Here is a 26,147-nt window from a genome sequence, read left to right on the forward strand (position 1 = left end):
TGCCATTCAGTCTACCCGGGCCATTACCGGAGACGCCACTCGATGCCCGTCGCCACGACACGGACAACGGCAGCAAGCCTGCCGACTCGTTGCCGTCGGCAGGCGCAGCGCCCACCATCATTGAGCGCTATCGAGCATGTCAGGCAGCGTTGAAAGCGGTGAGCACCGCGTCACCCATCTCTTCGGTCGTGACCTGGCGCGTGCCGGTATAGGCGATATCTGCCGTGCGCAGGTTCTGATCCAGCACGGCGCCCACCGCCTGCTCGATACGCGCGGCCATATCGGCCTCGTTGAGGGAGTAACGCAGCATCATGGCCACCGACAGGATAGTGGCCAGCGGGTTGGCCAACCCCTGTCCGGCAATGTCCGGCGCGCTGCCATGGCAGGGCTCGAACATGCCCTGACCGTGCTCGTTGAGCGAGGCCGATGGCAGCATCCCGATCGAACCGGTCAGCATGGCGGCAGCGTCAGAAAGGATGTCGCCAAACATGTTGCCGGTCACGATGACATCGAACTGCTTCGGCGCACGCACCAGCTGCATGGCGGCGTTGTCGACGTACATGTGCGACAGCTCGACATCCGGATATTCCGGCGCCAGCTCGTTCATGATATCGCGCCACAGGATAGTCACTTCCAGCACGTTGGCCTTGTCAACGCTGCAGAGCTTCTTGCCCCGCTTTTGCGCCATCTCGAACGCCACACGGCCGATGCGGCGAATCTCGTGCTCGTCATAGATGTAGGTGTTGTAGCCGTAGCGCGTGCCGTCCTCGCGGGTTTCACGTCCGCGCGGCTGGCCGAAGTAGATACCGCCGGTCAGCTCGCGCACGATCATGATATCAAGGCCTGACACCACTTCCGGCTTGAGGCTTGAGGCCTCCACCAGCTGGGGATACAAAAGCGCCGGACGCAGATTGCCGAAAAGGTTCAGCTCCTTGCGCAGAGCCAGCAGGCCCTTCTCCGGTCGCTTGCTGATATCGGGCATGGTGTCCCACTTCGGACCGCCCACGGCACCGAGCAGAATGGCATCGGCTGACTTCGCCTTCTCCAGCGTTTCCGGTGCCAGCGGCACGCCGGAGCGATCAATTTCGGCACCGCCGACCGGCGCCTCTTCGATATCGATATCAAGGCCCTCGTCGCGACAGGCCTCCAGTACGCGGCACGCCTGCCGGGTAATTTCGGGGCCGATACCATCGCCCGGCAGTGCGAGAATACGTTTTGTCATGAACCAGATTCCGTTGACGCCATCCCTGACCGGGCATGCCGCTTTTGTAACGTAAGAAAATCAGGGGTGTCGACACCTGGCCGCTCCCCCGATGTCTGTCAGGCCATCACTTCAGGCCTGATTGGCTGCCTCGCCACGAAACAGCCAGGGCTGAGTCGCGCGATGTCGCGCTTCAAATTCGCGAATGGCCTCAGAGTTATCGGTCAGCGTCAGGCCGATATCATCCAGTCCGTTTTCAAGGCAGTACTTGCGAAACGGATCGACCTCAAAGTCGATGGTCTCGCCGTCCGGGGTGGTGATCGTCTGACCAACCAGATCAACGTCCAGACGATACCAGGCGGTCTGCTCGACAGCGTCGAACAGGCGATCGACCGTGGCTTCATCAAGCTGGATCAGCAGCAGCCCGTTCTTGAAGGCATTGTTGAAAAAGATATCGGCAAAGCTTGGCGCGATGATGACGCGAAAGCCGAAGTCTTCCAGCGCCCAGGGCGCATGCTCGCGCGAACTGCCGCAGCCGAAGTTCTTGCGGGCCAGCAGCACGCTGGCATTCTCATAGCGCGGCTGATTGAGCACAAACTCCGGGTTGATGGGCCGCTTCGAGCAGTCCTGTCCCGGGTAGCCCTCGTCGAGATAGCGCAGCTCATCGAACAGATTGGGGCCGAAGCCGGAGCGCTTGATCGACTTGAGAAACTGCTTCGGGATGATCAGGTCGGTATCGACGTTGGCACGATCCAGCGGCGCGACCAGACCCTTTTGGCGTACAAAGGCTTTCATGGTGATTTCCCTGATAATGGCATGGACGAGCGCTTAGAGACCGGCAGCACGCCGGGTCGGCACGGGCGTGTCAACGAACTCGCGGACATCGACAAAGTGGCCGGCCACGGCAGCGGCGGCCGCCATTGCCGGGCTGACCAGATGCGTACGCCCACCATAGCCCTGACGCCCTTCGAAGTTGCGATTCGAAGTCGAGGCACAGTGCTCACCGGCCCCCAGCTTGTCGGCGTTCATCGCCAGACACATGGAACAGCCTGCTTCGCGCCATTCGAAACCGGCCTCACGAAACACCTGATCCAGCCCTTCCTGCTCGGCCTGGCGCTTCACCAGCCCGGACCCCGGTACGACCATCGCCTGCTTGATGGTGCCGGCGACCTGACGTCCCTTGACCACGGCTGCCGCCGCCCGCAGATCCTCGATGCGCGCATTGGTGCACGACCCGATGAAGACGCGATCCAGCTTAATGTCGGTAATCTTCTGGCCGGCATGCAGTCCCATGTACTCGAGCGCGCGAGTAATGCCGCGACGCGTCGTGTCATCGGCTGCCTGCGCCGGGTCGGGCACGCTGTCATGAACGCCCACGACCATTTCCGGACTGGTGCCCCAGCTGACCTGCGGCTCGATGGACGCAGCGTCCAGTGTGACCACCTTGTCGAAAGCCGCATCGTCGTCGGACACCAGCGAGCGCCAGTTGTCGACCGCGGCGTCCCACTGTTCCGGCGTCGGCGCAAAGGGGCGACCCTTGACGTAATCGATGGTGGTGTCATCAACCGCCACCAGCCCGACACGGGCACCCGCCTCGATCGCCATGTTGCAGATCGTCATGCGACCTTCCATGGAAAGGTCACGAATCGCGCTGCCGGCGAATTCGATGGCATAGCCCGTACCGCCCGCGGTGCCGATTTCGCCAATGATGGCCAGCACGATGTCCTTGGCGGTGACGTGAGGGCCAAGCTGACCTTCCACGCGCACCTGCATGTTTTTCATCTTGCGCTGAATCAGGCACTGGGTCGCCAGCACGTGCTCGACCTCGGACGTACCGATACCGTGGGCCAGTGCCCCGAAGGCTCCGTGCGTCGCGGTATGGGAATCCCCACAGACCACCGTCATGCCAGGCAGCGTCGCGCCCTGCTCCGGCCCGATGATGTGCACGATGCCCTGACGGACATCGTTGATGCCGAAGGTCTCGATGCCAAAGCTTGTGGTGTTGTCGTCCAGCGTCTGGACCTGGATGCGCGAGACGTTGTCCTCGATGCCCTCGATCCCGGCGCTGCGCTCCTTCAGCGAGGTCGGCACGTTGTGGTCGGCGGTGGCGATATTGGCATCAATGCGCCAGGGACGACGATTGGCCAGGCGCAGTCCTTCAAAGGCCTGCGGCGAGGTCACCTCATGCAGTAGATGGCGATCGATATAGATCAGCGAGGTGCCGTCATCGCGACTGGATACCAGATGCGATGCCCAGAGCTTGTCGTAAAGCGTCTGTGCCGCCATGTCATCTCTCCTTGCGCCCGGGGCGCGCGTTCAGGGTCCATGGTGCTCTGGAGCTCTTGTTGTATCGGGAAGGCTCATCAGCACCGGTATGGCACCTACATTACGCCGCGATGTACCATGAAAGCAATTCATCCTATTCATGGTATACATTCCCCGGAGGAATCGATGGAAACCGAGAGCCTGCGCGCCTTCGTGGCCGTCGCCGAGTGCGCGTCGTTTTCGCTGGCCGCCGAACAGATTCACCTGACCCAGTCCGCGGTCAGCAAGCGTATCGCCACGCTGGAGGCGCAGATTGATGCGCGACTCTTTGACCGCATCGGCCGTCGTATCGGCCTGACCGAAGCGGGCCGAACGCTGCTGCCCCGCGCCCGGCAGATTCTGGGGCTTTTCGAGGACACCCAGCGGGCGCTGACCAACCTGAGCGGCACGGTACGCGGCCAGTTGAGTCTCGCCACCAGCCACCATATCGGGCTCCATCGGCTGCCGCCGGTACTGCGACACTACACCCGGCACTGGCCCGATGTACGACTGGACATGCAATTCATGGATTCCGAACAGGCCTATCAGGGCGTCTCGGACGGTTCACTGGAGCTGGCGCTGGCAACCCTGGCCCCGCAGACGGCAGAACCGCTGGTAGCCACTCCGCTTTGGGTCGACAAGCTCTGTTTTGTCTGCTCACCGGATCACGCCCTCGCCCGGGAATCCACGCTGAGCCTGTCACGGCTGAGTCAGATCGAAGCCGTGCTGCCCGGCGAGCAGACTTTTACGCGCGCCATGGTGGTCAATACCTTCGCCCGCGAAGGGCTCGACGTCAGCGTCGCCATGTCGACCAACTTTCTGGAGACTCTGAAGATGATGGTCAGTATCGGACTGGGCTGGAGCGTGCTGCCGGAAACCCTGATTGACGACAGCGTGCATCGACTCGAGATCGATCACCCACCAATCGAGCGACCGCTGGGCTATCTCTTTCATGAAAACCGGACGCTTTCCAACGCCGCCCGCGCGATGATTGATCTGCTTGAAGCCTCTCGCGATACACCTGAACGCCTCTGAGGCGCGTTTGCAGGGCGTAAAAGTTGCATCGAGACGCCCGTCGTGATGCCATCACAGCCAGCAGAAAAACCTGCTCACCAAAACGATAATCCGACCAATAACAACACAACATCCTGCAAGGAATGATCATGTTCAACCCTTCCATGCCCCTCGTGTGGCGGACGAACCTGCACGCGTCCGTCATGCCCTGCGCCCTGATCGCAACTGCCCTGCTGCTGCCCCTGTCGGCTCATGCCGAACAGCAGAGTGCCGAGGGACAGGCCGCCTCGGGCGAAACCGCCAGCTACGAAGCCACCGACGACTCACCGCGCAGCGCCTATCTCTCTGACTGGTATAACCAGAACGTCACCGTTATCGGCAGCAAGAACATCCGTTTCGGGCCGCAGCAGATTGACGACATCTATCTGGAATACGAATTTTTCGGCCGCAAGGGACCGCTGGATCTCTACGGCTATATCGACATGCCCAAATTCTTTGGCATCGGTAATGCCGCCGACAGCGGCATCTTCGATAACGGCTCGCCGATCTTTGCCGAGATCAAACCAAGGCTGTCTCTCAATGATCTCAGCGGGCGCGATCTGAGTCTGGGACCCATCAGCGAATGGTATCTGGCGGCCAACTGGATTTATGACTGGGGGCACAACAGCGACAATCGCCAGAACACGCTCTATACCGGCCTGGGCAGCGATATCGAGACCGGCACACCACTGGATGTGTCCTTCAACTTCTACGGCAAGTATCAGTGGGAAAACTACGGCGCCGATAACGAAAACAGCTGGGATGGCTATCGCGCGCAGCTCGAGTACAGCTATCCGCTGGCAAGCTTTGATAACGGCGCCAGCCTCTTCTATGCCGGCTTCACCAACTATGACTTTGGCTCGGATCTCGGTGATGATAATCCATCGCGCACCAACGAATCGGTGGTCGCCACCAATGCCTTTGTCTATTCGTTTACGCACCTGCGCTTTCTGGCCGTGGCCCGCTATTTCCACAACGGCGGCCAGTGGAACGATGGCAGCACGCTGAACTTCGACGAAGGCGATTTCAGTGTACGCAGCACCGGCTGGGGCTATTACTTCGGGGTGGGCTGGCAGTTCTGATCCTGCCCGATACGCCAGAGGTCTGATACGCTTGAAAAACAAGGGGCCGGTCATGTGACCGGCCCCTTCGTGTTGACTGACGCTGGCGCGACATCAGCTGCCCTGCTGATACCACTGCGGATCGGCAACATGCTGAAAGCTGCCGTGTTCCATGGTGACCGACGGGCTCGGGCAGCGCGGTCGACCGGCCTGGCGTGCTGGAATCCCGACCACGGTCGTATGCTCCGCCACGCGCGCCAGCACCACGCTGCCGGCGCCGATCTGCGCGCCGTGACCGATCTCGATATTGCCCAGCACGGTGGCTCCGGCACCGATCAGAACGCCACTGCGCACCTTGGGATGGCGATCGCCGCTCTCCTTGCCGGTTCCGCCAAGCGTCACGCCCTGCATGATCGAGACGTTATCGCCCACCTCGGCGGTCTCGCCGATCACGATACCCGTGCCGTGATCCAGCATGACCCCATGACCCACTCGACAGGCCGGATGAATATCGATACCGAAAAGACGCGTGGTGCGGTGATGAATCGCCCGCGCCAGCATGAATCGCCCGTCATGCCACAGGGCATGGGCAAGACGATGCGCCTGTAGCGCCTGAAAGCCCTTGAGATAAAGCAGAACGGGCAGATATTTACTGCTGGCCGCATCACGCTCGATAACAGCGCTCATATCGCGCGCTGCCGTGGTGACCAGCGACGGATGTGCCTGATAGAGCGACTGGAAACAGCTTTTCAGGTCATCAACCGACAGCGTTCGATCGGCCAGCGTCGAGGCCATGACAGTGGTCAGACAGCCCTCGAGACAGGATTGCGACACCACATGGCGTTCAAGCATTTCTGCCAGCAGTGGCTCACTCCGGGCGGCAGCAACCGCCTCGGCATGCAGCTGATCGAACATGCTGGCCTGCGCACTGAGTTCATGTGACATATCGCTTCTCAAGGATATCGTCTCCACAGGGGAATGTGTCCAATCGCCCATCCTGGGCCCTTTTCACGGCCAATAGAGTAACCCGATGTAATTTTTTGTGCCTGCGCTGTTTTGGCCGGCGCGCGTTTCAACACAATGGCCTGAATAGTGCGAGCATCAGTCACGAGGCTCATCGGGTGCGAAACGTCATCACGTCTGCCGGACAGCAAAAGGCCCGCCATGGGCGGGCTCGCAGGCTTGCCGACGTGAACCAGCCAAAAAAGAGACGGCCGGTCAGCTCTGAGCGTCAGGCGTCTGACACTGTTCAAGCCGCGGTGTGTCGACGCTGACCTCGCCGTTCTGACCACGCTGGCGCAGCAGGTGATCCATCAGAGTCAACGCCATCATGGCCTCTGCAATTGGCGTGGCCCGAATGCCGACACAGGGATCATGACGCCCTTTGGTGATCACCTCGACCGGCTCGCCATGCACGTCGATCGAACGGCCGGGCGTGGTAATGCTGGAGGTCGGCTTGAGTGCCAGATGCGCCACGACCGGCTGCCCGGTCGAAATACCGCCCAGCACGCCGCCGGCATGATTGGAGAGAAAACCTTCCGGCGTCATCTCGTCACGATGCTGGCTGCCGCGCTGGGCAATACTGTCAAAACCCGCGCCAATCTCTACGCCCTTGACCGCATTGATGCTCATCAGGCCATGCGCCAGTTCGGCATCAAGGCGATCAAAGACCGGCTCGCCCAGGCCGACCGGAACTCCGTCAGCGACCACGGTAACCCGGGCACCTACGCTGTCCTGGTCGCGACGCAGCTGATCCATGAAGGCTTCAAGCTCCGGTACGCGTGCCGGGTCCGGGCAGAAAAAGGGATTGTCATTGACACCGCCCCAGCTCTTGAAGTCAATGCTGATGGGACCAAGCTGGCTCATGTAGCCGCGCACGGTGATGCCCCTTGCCGCCAGATACTTTTTGGCGATCGCTCCGGCGGCCACGCGCATGGCCGTTTCACGCGCACTGGAACGTCCACCGCCGCGATAGTCGCGAATGCCGTACTTGTGGTGATAGGTGTAGTCGGCGTGCGCCGGGCGGAACTGGTCCTTGATCCTTGAATAATCCTTCGAGCGCTGATCAGTGTTTTCGATCATGAGCCCGATCGGCGTGCCGGTGGTGACCCCCTCGAAGACCCCGGAGAGAATGCGCACCTCATCGGCCTCGCGACGCTGCGTGGTATGACGCGAGCTGCCGGGACGACGACGATCCAGATCCGCCTGCAGGTCCGCTTCACACAGCGGCAGCCCCGGAGGGCAGCCGTCCACGATGGCGCCCAGCGCCTCGCCGTGGCTCTCTCCGAAGGTAGTCAGCGTAAAAAGTTTGCCGAAGGTATTACCGGACATGTTGTGTTCCTGATAGTGCGACGTACCGGCCGGTTCCCCGGGCGTACGACAGATCAAAATTCAAATCAGCGCCTGCCAGCCCCGTCGCTCAGCGCGACAGCACTGTTGCCCACTCATCCAGCTGAACCGCGGTCAGCGCAAACACCCCGTGACCGCCGCGGGCGAACTCGAGCCACAAAAACGGCACTTCCGGCCAGGTCTCGATCACATGACGCTCGGAATTGCCGACCTCCACGATCAGCACACCGTCGTCGGTGAGATACTCGCGGGCTTCGCGCAGCATGCGCCGCACCAGATCAAGGCCGTCATGGCCGGCGCCCAGCGCCAGCGTCGGCTCGTGGTTGAACTCGGCAGGCATACCGCTTAGATCGCCGGCGTCCACGTAGGGCGGATTGCTGACAATCAGGTCAAAGCGCTGCCCGGCCACCGGCGCGAAAAGATCACCGGCCACCGCTTTTACGCGATCCCCCACATCATGACGGGTAATGTTGCTGCGTGCCACGTCGATGGCGTCTTCGCTGAGATCCGAGAGCATGACATGGGTAGTCGGCATCATCATCGCGGCAGCGATACCGATACAGCCCGACCCGGCACACAGATCCAGCATGTGTGCCGGGTCGCGCTCGTCAAACCACAGATCAAAACCGGATTCGATCAGCTCGGCAATCGGTGAGCGTGGAATCAGCACGCGCTCGTCGACATTGAAGGCAAAACCGGCGTAGAAGGCTTCCCCCAGCAGATAGGGCAGCGGGCGCCGCTCGGTGGCGCGCGCGCGCAAAAGCGTCATGATGCGCAGGCGTTCGATGCGCAGCACCCGGGCATCGATAATGGCCGGGTCGACATCATGAGGCAGGCGCAGCGCGCCCAGCACCAGAGCCACGGCCTCATCCCAAGCACTATCCGTACCGTGCCCGTAATACAGGTCATGAGCATTGAAGACGCTGACCGCCAGGCGCAGATAGTCACGCACGGTGATCAGCTCATCGATCAGGGTGTCATCATCCAGAGAGAGGGGCGCAGCGGCGGGTACAGGCATGCGGGCAGAAACGTCGCTCATGGATGCGGCGGCCTTGTCGAAAGTGGATCAAATGAAGAAAGGCCAAAAGTGTACCCGTTATCCAGAGTGCGCGCATCGGTGCAAACCTGCACATCAGGACCTGATTCCCTATAATCAGCGGCTGAACTCACGACGTCGACGCCACCATCAGCATGACGGGCAACAACATTACCCAGTGGAGACAAAGGCATGGCCGGTAACCGCCCCCCTGACGATGACGATCGAACTGCCTTTCGCGAGGCCATGCAGGGCAGCGACATTCGTCCCGTGCATCATGACCGCGCCGACGTCGGACGCAAACCTCAGCGCGAAAGCCTTCGCCATCGCCGCGAGGCCGCCGCCAGCAGCGGCAATACGATAACGGCCCCCTCTTCGCGCACCTCCGACGGCCGCGTCGATGCGGTACGTCCGTCAGAAGCGCTCATGTTTGCCCTGAACGACCTGCCCCATCGAACGCTTGTCCAGCTCAAGCGCGGCGCGATTGCCTGGCAGGCGGGCCTGGACCTTCACGGCTACGATATCGAGCAGGCCCGGGGCGAGCTCGAGGCCTTTCTGCAGGAGGCCCGAGCCAATCAGGCACGCTGCGTCCTGATCGTTCACGGCAAGGCGTGGTCGGGTGCGGCGCGCTATCCGGTCATCAAGAGTCACGTCAATGCCTGGCTGCGGGAGCTTCCCGAGGTGCTGGCCTTTTGCTCGGCGCAGGATCGGGACGGCGGCACCGGCGCCGTCTATGTACTGCTGCGCCGCACGCGTGAGGATTACGCCACACCGTAGGCCCCGAGAATCGCGGCGGCCACGCCGGCCACACTCTGAGGCTCGAGGTGAAGATGGTGGCCTCCGGGCAGACGATGAGTGGTCAGCGTGGTCATCTCATGACGCACTCCTTCCCGATCCAGATGGTCCCCGACAATGCCGTTATCCGCCTCGATCAGATCGACCGGGGCGCGAATGGCCAGCAGCATGTCGCGGGACTGCTCGGGTGTCAGCTTGACCTGCGAGGGCCGCAGCAGCCGTGGATCGGTGCGATAGCGCACCCGGGTGTCATCCTGCATCAGACTGCGAGCGATCAGGGGCTCGGCAGTATCATGATCCAGTGGCGTGACAGCGCCCACGACGCGCGCTTCCAGCGCGGCTTCAAACGAGGCGTAGGATGGCGGCGGCGACAGCGGCCGGCGCACGCCCAGCACGCCGTTGCGCAACTGACGCGTGGATTGATCGACCGCAGTCGTCAGCGCGCCGATGCCATCAATCAGCCACAATCTTTCAATACGCTCGGGCAGTGCGGCCGCCAGCAGACAGGAAACACAGGCGCCCAGCGAATGCGCCAGCAGCGTGGCCCGTTGGATACCCAGATCGTCGAGGGCATCCAGCACGTCGTGGATATAGTCCCACAGGGCATAATCGGTGCCCCGGCCCAGCCACTGCGATTTACCATGACCGGCAAAGTCGATCGCCACGATTCGGATATCAAGCTTTTCCACCAGCAGTGGCGCCAGCCGGGTGAAGGTTGCGGCGTTGTCCAGCCAGCCATGCAGGGCCACCCAGGTCGGTGCATTTTCCGGTAGCCCTTCCCGCTCCCATACCAGACCGGCCAGACGGTTATCGGCCAAATGGCACTCTCGCGGTCTTGCGCTCATCCTGCTCGCTCCATCATTTTCAAACCTGCGACAATACGACGACCGACAACACGATGCACGTTCTGCCGGCATGTCCCCTGCCGTTGATCCCTGACATTGATCCGGGCGCCATGGGGTTGCCATCTCGTGACAGCGTGTCACGGATTACGCCGGGTCGCCCGAAGGGGCCCCGGCGCGTATAATGGATTGCCTGAATCTCATCCATCTCCGGAGCCCTGCATGCCCGACGCTTCCCGCCGTCTGCGCAATCGTCTCTTTCTTGCCGTGGTGCTGGCCGGTCTGATCGCCGGATTTGCCACGCTCTAGCGTTCCTTCAAGACATCCCTGTCCATCGGTTTTCTTCATGAGCGTCCCTCACGGGACGTTGTTGTGAAGACGCCATAATCTCATGGCCCCCCGCCGCCATACGGTATCCCTGCATGAGCCCGTCTGCCCTTTTTGCCGAAACCCTCAGCGTGACCTTTCCTGTCTTTGCCATGGTACTGCTGGGGGTGGCACTCAAGCGCCTCAAATGGATCGACAGCGCTTTTGTGAACACCAGTTCAGCACTGGTATTTCGCGGCGCCATGCCCACCCTGCTCTTTTTGTCACTGGTCGATGCGGATATGTCGCAGGCGATCATACCGGACCTGATGGCCTATCTGGCGCTGGCGACAGTCGCGAGCTTTCTACTGATCTGGTGGTGGGCAACAAGACGGGTCGCCTTTGAGGATCGAGGCGTCTATGTGCAAGCGGCCTTTCGTGGCAACGGCGGTATTATCGGACTGGCGCTGGCGGCCAGCATGTATGGCCATTTCGGTCTCTCCACCGGCAGCGTACAGGTGGCGACCATCATTCCTCTTTACAACGTGCTGGCCGTCATCGTGCTGGCCTGGTACCAGCCTCAGGCCAGAACCGGCTGGCGCAGCATCGTGCTCAAGATTGTCAAAAACCCGCTGATTCTTTCTGTAGTGGCAGGACTGTCCTTTGCTGCCAGCGGGCTGGCGCTGCCGGGCTGGCTGCACACCTCGGGTGAGTATTTTGCCAATCTGGCCCTGCCGCTGGCATTGATCAGCATTGGCGGCACCATGTCAATGACCACCATTCGCGAGGCCAGCGGCGCGGCACTCGGCGCCAGCCTGATCAAGATGGTCTCGATGCCGGCCGTGGCCGTACTGGTGGCCTGGCTGGTGGGCTTTGAAGGGCGCGAGCTGGTCCTGCTCTTTCTGTTTCTGGGCAGTCCTTCCGCTGCTGCCAGCTTTGTCATGGCCCGTGCAATGGGCGGCAATGCACGACTTGCCGCCAATACGGTCGCCATCACAACGCTTGCCAGCAGCGTCACTATCACACTGGGCGTCTTTATCCTGCAGATCACCGGTCTGGCGAGCTGACATGCCCACCATTGTGGCGTGCTTCAACGCTAGATAAGCGCCGCGGTGGACGGTGTCACATGGCGCATCAGCGTCGCACAGCCGGCGGCCCATACCTGCGCTTCCAGCTCGATCACATCTGCTGTACCCATCGGCAGGCGAGCATTGGGGCTGCCGTCCACCAGCTGACCGACCAGCTCCGCAACCAGCGGCATATGACTGACAAACAGCCACGGGGCGTCATCCTCACGAGGATCGACGTTATGGGTCAGCCAGTCGATCAGGGTGGCCGGTGGCGCATCGGGCGTCATGATCGGCAGTGTCATGATGTCATCCACGTTCAGGGCGCGGCCGACGATGCGGGCACTCTGCTGCGCACGATCATAGGGGCTGGCCACGATCTTCAGTCGATGCCCCGCCTCGCCCATGACCGAGGAAAACCAGTCAGCGATGCGCGCCACCTCCTGTTGCCCGGTCATGTCCAGCGGCCGATGTGCGTCGGGCGTTCCGGAAGCGGCTTCACCATGGCGCATGATATAGATTTTCATGTTGGGATATCCCTGGCTGCGGTTTGCTGCTGAGCACGCCGCGTGTCCTCTCGCGGCAGCGTGAATTCAACGTCACTGCTTTGTTCACTGCGCATGAGCGCCGTGGCCATGTCGCGCGGTGCCACCCCTTCAAACATGACCCGATAAAGCCCGGTCGCCAGCGGCATGTAAATATTGTCCTGCTCGGCACGTCTGACCACCAGCGAGACGGTATTGACCCCTTCGGCCACCTGCCCCAGCGCGGCGGTAGCTTCCTCAAGCGTTCGCCCCTCGCCCATGGCGTAACCGACCCGATAGTTGCGCGACAGATTCGATGAACAGGTCACGATCAGATCGCCGACACCGGCCAGGCCAAGAAAGGTCATGGGACTGGCGCCCTGAGCGACCGCAAAGCGGCTCATTTCGGCCAGCGCCCGGGTAATCAGCATGCTGCGGGTGTTTTCGCCCATCCCCAGCGCGGCTGCCATGCCGACCGCAATGGCATAAATGTTCTTGAGCGCACCGCCCATCTCAACACCATAGCGGTCATTGCTGGCATAGACACGAAAATGATCGCACGACAGCGCCGCCTGCACGCGTGACCGGGTCTGCTCGTCGTTGCTGGCGATCACGCTGGCGCTCAAATGGCCCTGGGCAATTTCAGCCGCCAGATTGGGCCCGGAAAGCACGCCAATGTGGGCACTGCGGGTTTCCTGTTCCAGAATCTGGCTCATGAGAAGGAAGGTATCGGTCTCGATGCCCTTGGTCGTGCTGACCAGAATGGCCTCCCCTGCAAAATGGGGCGCTGCCTGACGCACCACCTGGCGAAAGCCTCCGGAGGGAATGGCAATCAGGACCAGCCGAGCCTCTTCCAGCACCCAGGCCAGATCGTTGGAGGCCACTACCTCGGGATGGATGTTGAAATCGGGCAGGTAGCGATGATTGATATGGTGGACGTTGACATGGTCCACCAGCTCAGCATCGCGCATCCACTGGCGAACCCTGGCGCCGCCTCTGGAGGCGATACTGGCCAGAGCCGTACCGAAGCTGCCACCTCCCAGCACGGCCACCGGCGGCACACGAATATCGTCTGTACTGACCTGCGGCTGATGCTCGACTGCCATGGAGAATCCTTGTTGATCGACGAGGGTCGGGCTTTAGTGTAACGCCTGTCAGGCCGTGCGGGTAACGCATGGTGCTGCCGGCTCGGATAGAATCAAGGGAGACAGGCCGGACAGGAGGGATATCCGATGACAACAGCAAGGGCACCAATGACAGTTTCAAGGGTCTCAAGCCTGAATCAATGACTTGCACCAATACACAAGGCAAGGAACATGAGAGCATTGAATCAATATTCACCCCTGCATTCGGAGGGCGCCGAGCTATCCATGCAACGTTCTGAACCGGAACCCAATCACATGAAGGTATTGTTTGTCGAAGATGATCTGTTGCTGGGCGACGGCGTGGAAACCGCTCTGCGCCGCGAAGGCCATCAGGTCACCTGGCTGACGGAAGGTGAAAGCGTGCTCGCGCACGTCGAGCAGGGTCAGACAGAAGCCGTCATTCTTGATCTTGGCCTGCCCGGCATTGACGGTATGGAAGTGCTGCGTCGCATTCGCGCCGCCCATGACATTCCGGTACTGATCCTGACCGCTCGTGACAGTCTCGAGGATCGGATCCAGGGACTCGACGCCGGCGCCGACGACTACGTGCTCAAGCCCTTTGACGTCGACGAGCTTCAGGCCCGACTGCGCGCCATCAGCCGCCGCCAGGGCGGACGGCCACAGCAGAGCATTCGAATCGGCCCGCTGCATATCGATCACGCCCGCCACGAAGTCAGCTGGAAGGACAGGCTGGTCAAACTCAGCCGGCGCGAATATACCCTGCTGCACGAACTGGCCCAGCACCCCGGCCAGGTCTTTACCCGCCCGCACCTGGAGAAGCTGCTTTACGGCTGCTGTGACGAGATCGAATCCAACGCGCTGGAGGTGCATATCCACCATCTGCGCAAGAAACTCGACAGCAATCTGATCGTGACCCTGCGGGGCATCGGCTACCGTCTGGACGACACGATCGAATGATCTCGATTCGCCGCTACCTGACACGTGCCGTCATGGGACTGGTTCTGCTGGGCGCCATTCTCTCGGGTCTGACGGCATGGCTGATCACGAAACATGAACTCGAGGAGATGTTTGACGCCCAGCTCTCCCAGTTCGGGCGTATCGTGACCGGCATGATCGATATCAACATGGATTCGCAGGACTACAGGGCTCTGGCGGATCGCCTGACGCAACCCAATCATGCCGCACGCTTTTACAGCATGGAAAACAGCGATGACGCGAGTCTCATCATGGATACGCAATCCATGACGGCACCGCGTCGCTTTCGCGAAGAAGAACGGCTTTTGTCACTCGGCTTCTGGAACAGTGACCTTACGCCACGCATGCTCAGCGCTGAATGGAACGATCGCGGCCCCTTCCCACCGCCTGAAAAAACCGGCTATCGCTGGGTCAATTATGACGGCGAGGAGTGGCGTGTTTTCAGTATCTATGACAAGGAGCATGGCGTCTGGGTCTCTACCGGACTGCGTGATGACTTTCAGGAAGAACTGGTCAACAAGATCCTTTTGGGTAATAGCATCCCCTTTTTGTTGATATTGCCGCTTTTAGGGATTGCCTTGTGGTGGGTCATTCGTCGCGGCCTGCGTCCGATTGACAACCTCTCGGCCGAGGTATCACGGCGCTATCATCAGGACCTGAGGCCGATCGAACAGAATCCCCCGCGCGAGCTGATAGGGCTTCGCGACTCTCTCAACGCTTTTATTGAACGACTGCGCATGGCGCTCGACCGCGAAAGACGCTTTACGGCCGATGCCGCTCACGAGCTGCGCACGCCGCTGGCGGGGCTGAAAATCCATCTTGACAATGCCCGGGCCAGCGAGCGGGACCATCAGAGCTCGCTGGACAAGGCACGCCAGGGCATCGAGCGTCTGCAGCGCGTGGTGGATCAGCTGTTGACGCTGGCCCGCGTGGAGCGCACGCCACAGCGCCAGCCGGACGTGGTCGATCTTTATCCGATCGCCTCTCAGCTTGCCGGAGAGATGTGGCCTCTGGCCGGCCATCGCCATCAGCAATTGGAGATGAGTGGAGTGGACTCACTCCGAGTGCGCGCCGATCCGACCGAGCTGGGAGTATTGCTGCGCAATCTGCTGGACAACGCCCTGCGCTATACGCCCGACGGCGGCACCGTGACGCTGCATCTGGGCGAGCACAATGACCAGCCGATGATTCAGGTCATTGATGACGGCCCGGGCGTGCCGGCCGATTCGCTTGAAAAGATTACCGAGCGTTTTCACCGCGCCAATCAGCGCATGACCGGCAGCGGTCTGGGCCTGTCGATCGTCAAGCAGCTAACCCAGCGTCAGAAGGCGTCAATGGTCATCGATAATCGCCAGCCACATGGCCTGATCGTCACCGTGACCTGGCCAGTACTGCAGGAGCCGTAATTCCTGCACTGCTGCCATCGCGGCCCTGCAGTCAGAAAACGAAAAAGTCGCCCTCGGGCGACTTTTTCATGAGCGGTGATGAAGGGCCATCATGCCGGGTCATCACTGTCCTGTACGCGCATTTCTTCAATCAATGGCGCATTGGTGCTCAAAAGCGACTGCAGCGCTGCCAGATAGGCATCACCACGGATCGAGTAGTTCTGTAATGAAGGAATCAATGCCAGTGCATTGACGTTTTTATCCTTGTCGCGCAGCGCGGCGCGGCGATCACGCAGCTTTTCATAGGCACGGTGAGTGTTGAGATTACGCATGTAGGCCTCGATCCCGTCATACACAGTGTCAAAGCTCTGATAGCCGCTGCCGGTACCTATCTGCTCCAGACCACAGCTATTGCCGAAGCAGCGCATGCCGAAAAGATTGTTGCCTTCGCGGGCAAAACGCGACGTCCCCCAGCCGGACTCTTCCACGGCCTGGATCAGCACCAGCTGAATCGGCACGGTGTCGACACGGGAAAGCAGCGAGGACCACTTGACGCTCTGCTCATTCTTGCAGCTCAGACCGTAGTCATTGCAGATGGACGCCAGACGCTTTCTTGAACCGGTCGTCCATTTGGGTTGATCACGCATGTGCAAAAGCCATTCACGATCGTTTTGAATCTCGTCGTTGGCTTTCTCGATCAGCGGGATCATGAGGTTGAAAAAGGCGATCTTGCGATCGCTGCCGGCGGCATGTTCGCGCAAATCCGGCATCTGGAAACTGGGCTTGCTGGTCTCAGCGTAAGAAGGTGTCAATACGCTGAAAATGGAGAGTGCAAGCACGAGCGTCAACGTCGTTAACGGGCGATGCGTTCGTGTCATGTGAGATGGGCTCGGTTTCAAAACAGGGTGGCAGGCTAACATGTTTTGCCTGCCATGTCGCCATCATCGACGAGATGAGGCGAACATCCGACATTGTGCTCAATCGTGCACAATGCCGGACAGAAGAAATACATTCACGACAGGCAATGACGGCCTGGTGCCGCCATCGCCCGGGGCGGGCTTTAGTGGGTCAGCATGGCGTTCAGGCGACGCACGTAAGCGGCCGGATCATCCAGCTGGCCACCTTCAGCGATCACGGCCTGATCAAACAGCACATGTGCCAGATCCGTGAAGGCCTCGCCTTCGCTGCTCTCGAGACGTGAGACCAGCGCATGCTCCGGATTGAATTCGAGAATCGGCTTGACCTCGGGTACCGGCTGACCGGCGGCTTCCATCAGACGACGCATCTGATAGCCCATCTCGTTTTCCGGCAACACCACACAGGCCGGTGATTCGGTCAGGCGATGCGTGACCCGCACTTCCTGTACCTGATCGCCCAGCGCTTCACGGAAACGCTCGGCCAGTCCTTCCTTGGCCTTCGCACTCTCCTGCTGCGCCTGCTTTTCCTCTTCGCTGTCGATCTCGCCCAGGTCCAGATCACCGCGCGTGATATCGACCAGCGATTTGCCATCAAATTCGGTGAGGTGCGTCATCAGCCACTCATCGATGCGATCTGACAGCAGCAGCACCTCGATGCCCTTCTTGCGGAAGATCTCCAGATGCGGGCTGTGACGGGCAGCATTGAAGCTGTCAGCGATGATGTAGTAGATCGTCTGCTGACCTTCCTGCATGCGCGAGATATAGTCGGCAAGCGACTGATCCTGCACGGCGCTGTCGGTATGGGTGCTGGCAAAACGCAACAGACCGCCGATCTTTTCACGGTTGCCGTGGTCTTCTGCCGGCCCCTCCTTGAGCACGCTGCCGAACTGGGTCCAGAAGTTCTGGTAGGTCTCGCTGTCCTTTGAAAGCTTGCCCAGCATATCGAGCGCACGCTTGGTCAGCGCGCCTTTCATCTTCTCGACCTGCGGGTCCTGCTGCAGAATTTCACGCGAGACGTTGAGCGACAGGTCGTTGGAGTCGACCACACCCTTCACAAAGCGCAGATAGAGCGGCAGGAACTGCTCGGCATCATCAATGATGAAGACACGCTGCACGTAGAGCTTGAGGCCACGCGCGCCTTCACGCTGATAGAGATCAAACGGCGCGCGCGAGGGCACATACAAAAGGCTGGTGTACTCGAGCTTGCCTTCGACCTTGTTGTGGCTCCAGGTCAGCGGATCGCTGAAATCGTGCGCGACATGCTTGTAGAACGCCTTGTACTCGTCATCGCTGACCTCGGTACGCGGACGTACCCACAGCGCCTGAGCCTCGTTGACCGTCTCCCAGGTCACGGTGACATCGGTGTCGTCTTCGCCTTCCTGAACGGTCGGCATGCGGACCGGCACTTCAATGTGGTCGGAGTACTTGCGCACCAGCGCCTTGAGACGATGCTCATCGGCAAATTCAAGCGCATCCTCCTTGAGATGCAGCACGATTTCGGTGCCATGCTCGGCGCGCTCGATATCAGCGATGGTGAACTCGCCCTCACCTTTCGAGCGCCACTCGACACCCTGATCCTGCGCGGTGCCGGCCAGACGCGTACGTACCACCACCTCATCGGCAACGATAAAGCCCGAGTAGAAGCCCACACCGAACTGGCCGATCAGGCGAGCGTCCTTTTGCTGCTCACCGGACATCTGCTTGAGGAACTCGGCGGTGCCGGACCTGGCAATGGTGCCCAGATTGGCGATCACGTCTTCGCGATTCATGCCGATGCCGTTGTCACGTACGGTGACGGTTCTGGCATCCTTGTCGAATTCGATTTCGACGCGAAGCTCGGGATCTCCCTCATAGAGGGCGTCGCTTTCCAGCGCCCGGTAGCGCAGCTTGTCACAGGCATCGGCACTGTTGGAAATCAGCTCACGCAGAAAGATTTCCCGGTTGGAGTACAGGGAATTGATCATCAGGTGAAGAAGCTGTTTGACTTCGGTCTGGAAACCGAGCGTCTGCTCTTGCGCACTCGTCATGGCAACGTTTCTCTTCTGACAATAATCAACAGGGTAAGGCACGCCGTGCGGCCGATTGCTCTAACCGCAACGTGCGGTGTGTTACCCGTTTATGGGGGAAGTTGCCGATTTTTCAAGAGAAACGGCCCCACATCGATCGATGCAGGGCCGCCGTCTGGAGAGGTCAACCGTTATGAGGCGGGCGAGTCGGCGCTCTCGCGCCAGCGGCGATAGACATCAAGCTCTTCATCGAGCTTGGCCAGCAGCCAGCCGCCGATGACGAGATCATCCAGAACTCCCCAGAAGGGAATGAAATCCGGGATCAGATCGATGGGGCTGACCATATAGACGATGGCCAGCGCCATCAGGCCCACTGCCTTTTTGGGCAGCGGCCGATAGCGCCCCTTGCGCCAGTCGTTCAGCATGGGAAAGAAGGTACGCAGCGCCTTGAAAATGCGCCAGTAGACGCGGCCACGGCCACGAATCAGACCGATGGGATTGAGTCGACCTTTTGCCATGGATGGGTACTCCGGATCAAGAATGCTGTTTTAAAAAGGCCGTTGTCATCGTGCGGGGTCAACGTCCCGGGAACTGAAGATCCCTTTGACGGGATCGTTAAATCCAGCTACCTGGATTAGTCTAGGCCCCCTGCGCGCAGTATGCCTGTGCCGGGCATGTTCATATCGGTGGCTGACAGGAGTTTTCGGGTGAGGTTGACGCAAAAATTAACCAGACGCTGGCTGGCCATGATGCTCGCCGCGGGACTTGCCACGCCGGCGCTGGCCGGTGACGAGCGCTTTAGCCAGGCCTTTGAGGCCGCTCGTGCCCAGCAGTGGGATCAGATCGATCACGACGCCATTCGCGGACACATACTGGAAGGCTACGTTGAATATCACGAGCTGAAGTCACGTCTGCCGGGTGTATCGCCATCAGTCGTCAATGACTATCTCGAGCGCTATCAAAACTCGGTGCTGTCAAAATGGATGCGCGGCGTGGCACAGGATGCCTGGGGACCGCGCCAGCAGTTCAATGATTTTCTCGCCATCAGTGATGGCGTCCCGGAAGGGACCACGCGTCAGTGCTGGTACTACAGGGCGCTCATGCCCGACCAGCCGCAGCGCGCAGCACTGGGCGGTCGTGAACTGTGGCTGGTCGGCCACTCGCAACCCGCCGCCTGCGATCCGCTGTTTGACCAGCTGCGGGCCAACGGCACCATCACCGGCGCCGACATCTGGGCCCGCATGATGCTGTCATGGCGAGCGGGAGAGGATGGCATGCTGCGCTACCTCCCGGATGAGCTGCCCGAGAACTGGCAGCCCCAGCGCGCCGCCTTCGAGCGCCTGCAGGGTGATCCCGGCAGCGTAACGACACTTCCCGACACCCTCAGCAATGACACACCGGGCATCGCCTCTCTTTATACCACCGCCATGGTACGCCTGATTCGACAGGATACTGCCCGGGCACTGTCCGCCTGGCGAGCGATCAAGTCGCGGATACCGCTGACCGATGAACAGCAGCACGATATCGAGCATGATCTGGCCTTTTACTCGCTGGTGCGGGATGTGGATGCCAATGCACAGTGGGCCGACGCCGCCACGGCGCAGCTGGGTGATCAGGATCTTTTTGAGCTGAGAACCCGCAAGGCGCTCGAGCATCGTCAGTGGCGTGAGGTCGCGGCATGGATCGAGCGCATGGCACAGGATGATCGCCGTGATGCTCACTGGCAGTACTGGCTGGGGCGCGCCCGAGAACAGCTGGGCGATGCAGACGGAGCGCACCGGGCCTGGCAGATTGCAGCCGGTCAGCGCAGCTTCTTCGGGTTTGCCGCTGCCGATCGCCTCCACCAGCCCTACGCCCTTCAAAACGAGCCGGTCACCATCGCCAGACACGATCTTGACGATGCCGCTGCCCTGCCCTCGATGCGCCGCATTGCCGCACTGTATCGCATCGACGAGCCGGGGCTTGCCCGCGCCGAATGGTATTACCTGATGGGGCATCTGCCCAAAGCGCAGCGCCCGACGCTGACGCAATATGCGCTCACCCAGCAGTGGTATGACCTGGCCATTTACGCCGCCATTCGCAGTGATCGCTGGGACGCGCTCGACTGGCGCTTCCCGCAGGGCTATACCGACCTTTTCCAGAAATGGGGCCAGCAACGCAATGTCGATCCATGGCTTCTCATGGCGCTGGCGCGACGCGAAAGCTCCTTCAATCCGCAGGCACAGTCACCGGTCGGCGCGCGTGGGCTGATGCAACTGATGCCCGGTACGGGACAGCATGTCAGTCAGCAGTTGGGGGTGCCCTGGCAGGGTGTCACAAGCCTTGAGGATCCTGACACCAATGTCATGCTGGGCAGCGCTTACATTCGTGACATGGCCGCACGCTACAGCGGCAACCGCGTTGCCGCAGCAGCAGCCTACAATGCGGGGCCCGGCCGTGTGGACCGCTGGCTGGCCGCCAGCGACGAGCCCTTTGATCTCTTCATCGAGGAGATTCCGTTTCGAGAGACACGCGAATACGTTCAGGCCGTACTGACCTATCGCGCCATCCTTGAAGGGCTTGCGAAGGGTTCTACTCAGGGCGTTCACATGATGACCGAGCATGAGCGAACGACTCGATACAACGGTGCCCTTCAGCGCTGAAGAACCTGCACGCCATATGCCAGGCAAGCGAGGGCCCTCCACACAGGGCCCTTTCTTTTTTAAAGCACAAGCCACATGGACAGCATGCCTGCAATAGCAACGGCCAGAGCTGTCAGGACAATCAGACCATCACGCGCAATCATGCCCAGCGCGATCAGCAGCAGCATGCCAGCCGGCAGCGCCGCTGCGAATGGCAACAGTTCCAGCGGTGCCATCGACAGACTCAACAGTGTGATCAGTACTGCCACCACACGTCGGGCAACGCTGGTATCCATAAACAACAGACGCGGCTTGAAAAGATACTCAAGGCGTCCGGCCCAGGGGTCGATGCGAACCACCAGGCGATGAAATCGATCGGCCCCGATGGATACCCTGCGCAGTCGCTCTGGCAACCAGGGATGAGTGCGACCGAATACCTGCTGAACAGCGACCAATGCCATGAACAGCCCGCAGGCGGTCGGGATACCCGGTATGGGACAGACCAGTGCCAGTAATGAAGGGATGATCAAAAGTGAGCCAAAACCGCGCGCTTCAAAGGTTGTCAGAATGTCATTGATACTGACATCGCTGCCTTCATGCCCTTCATCAAGGGTTGTTAACAGCTCGCGTAGTGTCGTGCCATTGCTCAAGATAAACCTCGGTGTCGGACTGGTGGATCACGGCATGTCCCCGGCGTCAGTGATCTGTCAATTATTCTGGTGCCTGAGATGACGTGTTCGTGTCGACCTCCAGACTGGACTCTGCCTCGATAAATATCCGCTTGATCTCGCGGTGCTGCTGCTTGAGGCTTCGATCAAGCTCGGCGATCACTTTTTCAAGTCTTTCAGCCGGCATTTGGCGATCAAAGCGCACGCTCAGGTTAACCAGTATGAAGTCCGGGCCCATATGCATGGTCAATACCTCGTTAACGGCCTCGACCTGGGGATGATTTCCCACGGTAGTACGAATATTGTCAACCACGCGGCGGTTGGCACTTTCACCAATCAAAAGCCCCTTGGTTTCGATGGCAAGCCATACTGCCGTACCCGCGAGAATCAAGCCGATGATGATGGAAGCCACGCCATCAAAGATCGGGTTACCAGTCACCTGACTCAGCCAGACGCCGCCCAGCGCCACGACAAGTCCCAGCATGGCAGCCGAATCCTCGAACAGCACCATGAACAGCGAGGGGTCCTTGCCACGCTGTACCGCCTCGACATACCCCCATTTACCCTTGGCCTTGCGAAAGCCGTGAAGTGCAAACAGCCAGGAAGCGCCCTCAAAGAGAATGGCCAGTCCCAGCACGATGTAATTGATCAGAGGCGATGACATGGGTTCGGGTGAGAGAATGTGGATCACCCCCTCGTAAAACGACACGCCGGCGCCGATCGCAAAAATCAGCAGCGCCACCACGAAGCTCCAGAAATAGATTTCCTTGCCATGACCGAACGGAAAATCACGATCCGGTGGCTTTCGTGCCCGATGCATCCCCAGCAGCAGCAGTATCTGGTTGCCGGTATCCACTACCGAGTGGATGCCTTCGGAAAGCATGGCCGAGCTGCCCGTAATGGCAGCGGCCACGAATTTGGTAATGGCAACCGCCAGATTGCCCGCCATCGCGGCGTAGATGACGGCTTTTGATTCAGAGGCCATGGTGGCGTCCTTTTTCGAAGACTAGCGCTCGCGCTGATGCTTGATCGACAACTGGTCGTTAAGGGTCCAGAAATCGTAGAGTACGCCCAGTAGAAACAGGCCACCGGTCAACAGATAAATGATGCCCGTGATCCACTTGCCCATGTACATGCGGTGAATACCCAGCGCGCCGAGAAAGGTCAACAGTATCCAGCTGACCGTGTAGTTTCTGCTGCCGCGCTGAAAGCGTAGATCAGCCTGACGATCCATGAGCGGGATTAAAAACAGGTCGATAATCCAGCCGATCAGGAAAAGACCGAAGGTAAAAAACCAGATCGTTCCCGTAATGGGCTTGCCGTAATAGAAGCGATGCGCGCCGGTAAAACCGAAAAGCCACAGCAGGTAGCCCATGAGCATGTTATGGGTACCTTGAGTGGCAGAAGCGTTATGAGCAGGAGCATGGTCGGGTGCAGACATGGCATTGCCTTTTAAAGGATTGAGTCTGCACCCGATATGGTGGCGGAGAATGAAACAGTCAATGTCGCAACGGCCAGCTGCCCGACATTACGTACATCTCTCCATGTTCAAAAGCCCCGAGATATCGCTCGAGTTCGGCATGACGCCAAACCCCATACGCTCATAGAGCCGGCGCGCCGGATTTTCGGCAAACACCTTGAGACGCATCTTCTCGGCACCGAGCGCCTCCTGCCGGGCGATCCAGTTCGTCAGCACATCGGCACCGATGCCCTGTCCACGCCATGGCGCCGCCAGGTGCAGCTCGCGCAGATAGTGAATACCACCCTCCGAATCCCAGGCAATCAGCCCGGCACGCTGCTCGTTACGCATGATAATGGCCGTCTCCAGCCGCACCCACTGCTCCCTGAAAAGCTGGCGACTGAAGACCATGCGACGCTTTTGCCAGTAGGGCGACATGGTTTCCTCGACCAGCTGCTGGGCAAAGCGCAGATCGTCGGTGTGATTACCGGGCCGCCAGTCCAGCGGCCACTGCGGCTGCGATGTCACCGCGCTCATGAGACGCCCAGCTCCCGAAGCCTTTCCTTGAGATAGCCGTCGGCGCTATAACGCTCGGAGAGCACTACCTCGGGTCGTGGATGCAGAAACAGCGGCAGCGACAACCGTGCGCGCTGCCGCGAGGCTCCTTCGGGATTGACAACCCGATGGGTGGTCGATGGGAAATAGCCGCTGGAGGCTTCCTGCAGCATATCGCCCACGTTGATAATCAGCTGACCCGGGTCACAGGGCACGGGCAACCATTGACCATCACGCCCCTTGACTTCGAGTCCTGCTTCGTTGGAGGCAGGCAGCACGGTAATCAGGTTGATGTCCTCATGCGCCCCGGCACGCACGGCGCCCGGAGTCTCCTCACCCTCAAGGGCCGGATAGTAGAGCACGCGCAAAAGCGTCTGATGGCTGTCGCGAATCATGCTGGAAAGCGACTCGCTGAAGCGTTTCGACACCTCCTCCGGGGTATTGGCTTCGATCCAGCCCAGCAGGGTGGTCGCCACTTCCTGAGCAATTCGATAGTACTCGTCGATATCGGCCTGCAGGCTTTCGGGCACCTTCGTCCCCGGGTAGATATGGAAGTACTCCTTAAGATCCTTCTGTGTCTGCCCCTTGGCCGTTTCAGAAACGCTGGCAGGAAAAAAACCGGCGTGGGTCGCGGGATCGAATCGCCACTGATGCTTGCCTTCATTTTCAAAAAAGGCCGTCCAGCCAGCGTAGATTCGCTCAACGAGCGCCTGCGGCACGGGGTGGTTACGCACCACGCCAAAGCCGGTCTCGCGCAGTGATTGCGTAAACTGCTGTGCCGCTTGCGGATTTTTATAATCGACGTTTTGAACGTTCATCAACCCTGCCTCCAATGCTGATCGTTTCATGCATGATGGCACGCACCTGGAGATTGGCAAATTGCACTTGACCTTTCTCAGGCGACTGAATCATGCTCACAGAGGTAGCTTTACAGAGAAGATGGCTGACCGGATTCCGATCGCCAGGCCTCTGAAAGCCCAACGCATAAACGGGCTGCGGCTCGGTATCACTGCAAATAAAGCAAGGACATCAAAGATGGCAACCGGTACTGTCAAATGGTTCAACGACACCAAGGGATACGGCTTCATTTCTCCTGATGACGGTGGCGATGATCTCTTCGCACACTTCTCGGAAATTCAGGCTGAAGGCTTCAAGTCACTTCAGGATGGCCAGAAGGTCTCCTTCGAAGTCACTCAGGGCAAAAAGGGCCTTCAGGCCGCCAACATCAAGGCTGTGGACTGATCACTGCATCAGCATGTCTGCCTTGCAAAAAGCCCGCGCCAAAGCGCGGGCTTTTTATGTTCACTCAACAGGCAACAAGGCCGTAAATCAGTTATCGAGATTTCTGGACTCTTCTGCCTGAGTCATGGCACCCGACGAGCTGGTATTGGTCGCCGTATGAGCCGTGCCGCCTTCACGAGTGCTCATGCTTTCTTCGCTGCCGGACTCGGTGCTGTCCGACGATTCGTTCATGCCCTGCATGGTGCCTGCATCCTCTTCAGCCCCTTCCTGCGATGTCGTGCCGGCATCACTGTCGGACCCCATGGTGTCATCGCTCATGCTGTCTTCAGACTGATCAGCGGCGCCATCGGATGTCGCATTGGCCCCCTGATTATCCATGGACTGGCTGTTCTGGCTGGCTTCATCGGCCTGCTGTCCCGCCTCCTCGGCCGGATCATCCTGACCGCAGGCGCTCAGACCCAGCGCCATGACGAAGGCAAGGCTGGCTGCCGCAACTGTTTTCCCTTTCATGAATACCTCCCTGATTACTTCAGATGTAGAGACTGCCTCTGCGGTGACTGCCGTATACGCAGTAAAGCGTAGATCAATACGAAGACGACAGCCGCCCGACGCCGGCACGTGACATCACGGTTCTACTACTTATAGCGGCATGGCAAATCATGCGCAGTCGTCGTT

The 26,147-nt window shown here is 59.9% G+C and carries 26 protein-coding genes; 8 read left to right on the forward strand and 18 right to left on the reverse strand.

Translation table 11 applies throughout. The annotated features are described in order from the left end of the window. Positions 1-139: 139 nt before the first annotated feature. The 3 genes from leuB to leuC all read right to left on the reverse strand — a co-directional run bounded on the left by leuB (position 140) and on the right by leuC (position 3,487). Entirely contained in the window at positions 140-1,222 is a 1,083-nt protein-coding gene (gene leuB / locus BM079_RS02325; RefSeq protein ID WP_090130400.1) for a 3-isopropylmalate dehydrogenase, read from the reverse strand. A gap of 111 nt (positions 1,223-1,333) precedes the next feature. Continuing rightward, a complete protein-coding gene (leuD, locus tag BM079_RS02330) occupies positions 1,334-1,996 on the reverse strand; it encodes a 3-isopropylmalate dehydratase small subunit (RefSeq protein WP_090130402.1) in 663 nt (220 codons plus the stop codon). A gap of 33 nt (positions 1,997-2,029) precedes the next feature. After that, positions 2,030-3,487 carry a 3-isopropylmalate dehydratase large subunit gene (gene leuC, locus BM079_RS02335; RefSeq protein WP_090130404.1) on the reverse strand — a complete coding sequence of 486 codons (1,458 nt, stop codon included), beginning with the start codon at positions 3,485-3,487 and terminating at the stop codon, positions 2,030-2,032. Positions 3,488-3,652: 165 nt separating this feature from the next. Here leuC and BM079_RS02340 point away from each other — a divergent pair, with 165 nt between their 5' ends. Together BM079_RS02340 and BM079_RS02345 are read left to right on the forward strand one after the other, a co-directional pair. After that, positions 3,653-4,540 (forward strand): LysR family transcriptional regulator, encoded by an 888-nt coding sequence (locus tag BM079_RS02340; protein WP_090130406.1) that lies wholly within the window; start codon positions 3,653-3,655, stop codon positions 4,538-4,540. A 128-nt stretch (positions 4,541-4,668) separates the two neighbouring features. Next, complete coding sequence (locus tag BM079_RS02345; RefSeq protein ID WP_245742788.1) at positions 4,669-5,640, forward strand: nucleoside-specific channel-forming protein Tsx; 972 nt, start codon at positions 4,669-4,671, stop codon at positions 5,638-5,640. A gap of 93 nt (positions 5,641-5,733) precedes the next feature. Here BM079_RS02345 and cysE read toward each other — a convergent pair whose 3' ends face one another. The 3 genes from cysE to prmB form a co-directional block, all read right to left on the reverse strand. Next, positions 5,734-6,564, reverse strand: a complete 831-nt coding sequence (gene cysE / locus BM079_RS02350; RefSeq protein ID WP_217639628.1) for a serine O-acetyltransferase — start codon at positions 6,562-6,564, stop codon at positions 5,734-5,736. Between the two features lie 273 nt (positions 6,565-6,837). Continuing rightward, entirely contained in the window at positions 6,838-7,950 is a 1,113-nt protein-coding gene (gene aroC / locus BM079_RS02355; RefSeq protein WP_090130409.1) for a chorismate synthase, read from the reverse strand. A gap of 88 nt (positions 7,951-8,038) precedes the next feature. Continuing rightward, a complete protein-coding gene (gene prmB, locus BM079_RS02360) occupies positions 8,039-9,007 on the reverse strand; it encodes a 50S ribosomal protein L3 N(5)-glutamine methyltransferase (protein ID WP_090130412.1) in 969 nt (322 codons plus the stop codon). 189 nt (positions 9,008-9,196) lie between these two features. Here prmB and BM079_RS02365 point away from each other — a divergent pair, with 189 nt between their 5' ends. Then, positions 9,197-9,781: a Smr/MutS family protein gene (locus BM079_RS02365; RefSeq protein ID WP_090130414.1), complete on the forward strand. Its 585-nt coding sequence runs from the start codon at positions 9,197-9,199 to the stop codon at positions 9,779-9,781. Here BM079_RS02365 and BM079_RS02370 read toward each other — a convergent pair. After that, positions 9,766-10,644, reverse strand: coding sequence for an alpha/beta hydrolase (locus BM079_RS02370; protein WP_090130416.1), 879 nt, complete (start codon positions 10,642-10,644; stop codon positions 9,766-9,768). The genes BM079_RS02365 and BM079_RS02370 overlap by 16 nt on opposite strands. Before the next feature lie 419 nt (positions 10,645-11,063). Between BM079_RS02370 and BM079_RS02375 the strand changes: the two genes are divergently transcribed. Continuing rightward, positions 11,064-12,014, forward strand: coding sequence for an AEC family transporter (locus BM079_RS02375; RefSeq protein ID WP_090130418.1), 951 nt, complete (start codon positions 11,064-11,066; stop codon positions 12,012-12,014). Between the two features lie 29 nt (positions 12,015-12,043). Here the strand turns inward: BM079_RS02375 and sixA are convergent, their stop codons facing one another. Continuing rightward, a complete protein-coding gene (gene sixA / locus BM079_RS02380; RefSeq protein WP_090130420.1) occupies positions 12,044-12,541 on the reverse strand; it encodes a phosphohistidine phosphatase SixA in 498 nt (165 codons plus the stop codon). Next, complete coding sequence (locus BM079_RS02385; RefSeq protein ID WP_090130423.1) at positions 12,538-13,644, reverse strand: NAD(P)H-dependent glycerol-3-phosphate dehydrogenase; 1,107 nt, start codon at positions 13,642-13,644, stop codon at positions 12,538-12,540. The genes sixA and BM079_RS02385 overlap by 4 nt, the downstream gene beginning before the upstream one ends. 294 nt (positions 13,645-13,938) lie before the next feature. Between BM079_RS02385 and BM079_RS02390 the strand changes: the two genes are divergently transcribed. Further along, positions 13,939-14,601, forward strand: coding sequence for a response regulator transcription factor (locus BM079_RS02390; protein WP_090130425.1), 663 nt, complete (start codon positions 13,939-13,941; stop codon positions 14,599-14,601). After that, positions 14,598-16,025: a sensor histidine kinase gene (locus BM079_RS02395; protein ID WP_090130427.1), complete on the forward strand. Its 1,428-nt coding sequence runs from the start codon at positions 14,598-14,600 to the stop codon at positions 16,023-16,025. Before BM079_RS02390 ends, BM079_RS02395 begins: the two co-directional genes overlap by 4 nt. An 89-nt stretch (positions 16,026-16,114) precedes the next feature. On the opposite strand, the gene BM079_RS02400 is transcribed toward BM079_RS02395, so the two are convergent. The 3 genes from BM079_RS02400 to BM079_RS02410 form a co-directional block, all read right to left on the reverse strand. After that, positions 16,115-16,882 carry a protein bax gene (locus BM079_RS02400; RefSeq protein ID WP_090130429.1) on the reverse strand — a complete coding sequence of 256 codons (768 nt, stop codon included), beginning with the start codon at positions 16,880-16,882 and terminating at the stop codon, positions 16,115-16,117. A 182-nt stretch (positions 16,883-17,064) separates the two neighbouring features. Further along, positions 17,065-18,948 (reverse strand): molecular chaperone HtpG, encoded by a 1,884-nt coding sequence (gene htpG, locus BM079_RS02405; protein ID WP_090130431.1) that lies wholly within the window; start codon positions 18,946-18,948, stop codon positions 17,065-17,067. A gap of 170 nt (positions 18,949-19,118) precedes the next feature. Continuing rightward, positions 19,119-19,445: a YkvA family protein gene (locus tag BM079_RS02410; protein WP_090130433.1), complete on the reverse strand. Its 327-nt coding sequence runs from the start codon at positions 19,443-19,445 to the stop codon at positions 19,119-19,121. 189 nt (positions 19,446-19,634) lie between these two features. On the opposite strand from BM079_RS02410, the gene BM079_RS02415 reads away from it, so the two are divergent. After that, complete coding sequence (locus BM079_RS02415) at positions 19,635-21,569, forward strand: transglycosylase SLT domain-containing protein (RefSeq protein ID WP_407656153.1); 1,935 nt, start codon at positions 19,635-19,637, stop codon at positions 21,567-21,569. A 59-nt stretch (positions 21,570-21,628) separates the two neighbouring features. Here the strand turns inward: BM079_RS02415 and BM079_RS02420 are convergent, their stop codons facing one another. From BM079_RS02420 to BM079_RS02440, 5 genes are all read right to left on the reverse strand, one after another. Beyond that, complete coding sequence (locus BM079_RS02420; protein WP_245742790.1) at positions 21,629-22,198, reverse strand: exopolysaccharide biosynthesis protein; 570 nt, start codon at positions 22,196-22,198, stop codon at positions 21,629-21,631. Between the two features lie 61 nt (positions 22,199-22,259). Next, a complete protein-coding gene (locus BM079_RS02425; protein WP_090130437.1) occupies positions 22,260-23,201 on the reverse strand; it encodes a cation diffusion facilitator family transporter in 942 nt (313 codons plus the stop codon). A 21-nt stretch (positions 23,202-23,222) separates the two neighbouring features. Then, positions 23,223-23,597 carry a TM2 domain-containing protein gene (locus BM079_RS02430; RefSeq protein WP_380059485.1) on the reverse strand — a complete coding sequence of 125 codons (375 nt, stop codon included), beginning with the start codon at positions 23,595-23,597 and terminating at the stop codon, positions 23,223-23,225. 147 nt (positions 23,598-23,744) lie between these two features. Then, complete coding sequence (locus BM079_RS02435) at positions 23,745-24,212, reverse strand: GNAT family N-acetyltransferase (protein ID WP_090130440.1); 468 nt, start codon at positions 24,210-24,212, stop codon at positions 23,745-23,747. Then, a complete protein-coding gene (locus BM079_RS02440; protein WP_090130442.1) occupies positions 24,209-25,048 on the reverse strand; it encodes an isopenicillin N synthase family dioxygenase in 840 nt (279 codons plus the stop codon). Before BM079_RS02440 ends, BM079_RS02435 begins: the two co-directional genes overlap by 4 nt. A gap of 217 nt (positions 25,049-25,265) precedes the next feature. On the opposite strand from BM079_RS02440, the gene BM079_RS02445 reads away from it, so the two are divergent. Continuing rightward, positions 25,266-25,472 (forward strand): cold-shock protein, encoded by a 207-nt coding sequence (locus BM079_RS02445; RefSeq protein WP_086622574.1) that lies wholly within the window; start codon positions 25,266-25,268, stop codon positions 25,470-25,472. Positions 25,473-25,559: 87 nt separating this feature from the next. Here BM079_RS02445 and BM079_RS02450 read toward each other — a convergent pair whose 3' ends face one another. Continuing rightward, complete coding sequence (locus BM079_RS02450; protein ID WP_090130444.1) at positions 25,560-25,982, reverse strand: hypothetical protein; 423 nt, start codon at positions 25,980-25,982, stop codon at positions 25,560-25,562. Positions 25,983-26,147: the final 165 nt, after the last annotated feature.

The organism is Kushneria avicenniae (assembly GCF_900112585.1).
GTDB classification, from domain to species: domain Bacteria; phylum Pseudomonadota; class Gammaproteobacteria; order Pseudomonadales; family Halomonadaceae; genus Kushneria; species Kushneria avicenniae.

Excerpts from the sequence above, each read along its gene's own strand:
- leuB (WP_090130400.1), bottom strand. The coding sequence starts at position 1,222 with ATGACAAAACGTATTCTCGCACTGCCGGGCGATGGTATCGGCCCCGAA.
- leuD (WP_090130402.1), bottom strand. The coding sequence starts at position 1,996 with ATGAAAGCCTTTGTACGCCAAAAGGGTCTGGTCGCGCCGCTGGATCGT.
- leuC (WP_090130404.1), bottom strand. The coding sequence starts at position 3,487 with ATGGCGGCACAGACGCTTTACGACAAGCTCTGGGCATCGCATCTGGTA.
- BM079_RS02340 (WP_090130406.1), top strand. The coding sequence starts at position 3,653 with ATGGAAACCGAGAGCCTGCGCGCCTTCGTGGCCGTCGCCGAGTGCGCG.
- BM079_RS02345 (WP_245742788.1), top strand. The coding sequence starts at position 4,669 with ATGTTCAACCCTTCCATGCCCCTCGTGTGGCGGACGAACCTGCACGCG.
- cysE (WP_217639628.1), bottom strand. The coding sequence starts at position 6,564 with ATGTCACATGAACTCAGTGCGCAGGCCAGCATGTTCGATCAGCTGCAT.
- aroC (WP_090130409.1), bottom strand. The coding sequence starts at position 7,950 with ATGTCCGGTAATACCTTCGGCAAACTTTTTACGCTGACTACCTTCGGA.
- prmB (WP_090130412.1), bottom strand. The coding sequence starts at position 9,007 with ATGAGCGACGTTTCTGCCCGCATGCCTGTACCCGCCGCTGCGCCCCTC.
- BM079_RS02365 (WP_090130414.1), top strand. The coding sequence starts at position 9,197 with ATGGCCGGTAACCGCCCCCCTGACGATGACGATCGAACTGCCTTTCGC.
- BM079_RS02370 (WP_090130416.1), bottom strand. The coding sequence starts at position 10,644 with ATGAGCGCAAGACCGCGAGAGTGCCATTTGGCCGATAACCGTCTGGCC.
- BM079_RS02375 (WP_090130418.1), top strand. The coding sequence starts at position 11,064 with ATGAGCCCGTCTGCCCTTTTTGCCGAAACCCTCAGCGTGACCTTTCCT.
- sixA (WP_090130420.1), bottom strand. The coding sequence starts at position 12,541 with ATGAAAATCTATATCATGCGCCATGGTGAAGCCGCTTCCGGAACGCCC.
- BM079_RS02385 (WP_090130423.1), bottom strand. The coding sequence starts at position 13,644 with ATGGCAGTCGAGCATCAGCCGCAGGTCAGTACAGACGATATTCGTGTG.
- BM079_RS02390 (WP_090130425.1), top strand. The coding sequence starts at position 13,939 with ATGAAGGTATTGTTTGTCGAAGATGATCTGTTGCTGGGCGACGGCGTG.
- BM079_RS02395 (WP_090130427.1), top strand. The coding sequence starts at position 14,598 with ATGATCTCGATTCGCCGCTACCTGACACGTGCCGTCATGGGACTGGTT.
- BM079_RS02400 (WP_090130429.1), bottom strand. The coding sequence starts at position 16,882 with ATGACACGAACGCATCGCCCGTTAACGACGTTGACGCTCGTGCTTGCA.
- htpG (WP_090130431.1), bottom strand. The coding sequence starts at position 18,948 with ATGACGAGTGCGCAAGAGCAGACGCTCGGTTTCCAGACCGAAGTCAAA.
- BM079_RS02410 (WP_090130433.1), bottom strand. The coding sequence starts at position 19,445 with ATGGCAAAAGGTCGACTCAATCCCATCGGTCTGATTCGTGGCCGTGGC.
- BM079_RS02425 (WP_090130437.1), bottom strand. The coding sequence starts at position 23,201 with ATGGCCTCTGAATCAAAAGCCGTCATCTACGCCGCGATGGCGGGCAAT.
- BM079_RS02430 (WP_380059485.1), bottom strand. The coding sequence starts at position 23,597 with ATGCTCATGGGCTACCTGCTGTGGCTTTTCGGTTTTACCGGCGCGCAT.
- BM079_RS02435 (WP_090130440.1), bottom strand. The coding sequence starts at position 24,212 with ATGAGCGCGGTGACATCGCAGCCGCAGTGGCCGCTGGACTGGCGGCCC.
- BM079_RS02440 (WP_090130442.1), bottom strand. The coding sequence starts at position 25,048 with ATGAACGTTCAAAACGTCGATTATAAAAATCCGCAAGCGGCACAGCAG.
- BM079_RS02445 (WP_086622574.1), top strand. The coding sequence starts at position 25,266 with ATGGCAACCGGTACTGTCAAATGGTTCAACGACACCAAGGGATACGGC.
- BM079_RS02450 (WP_090130444.1), bottom strand. The coding sequence starts at position 25,982 with ATGAAAGGGAAAACAGTTGCGGCAGCCAGCCTTGCCTTCGTCATGGCG.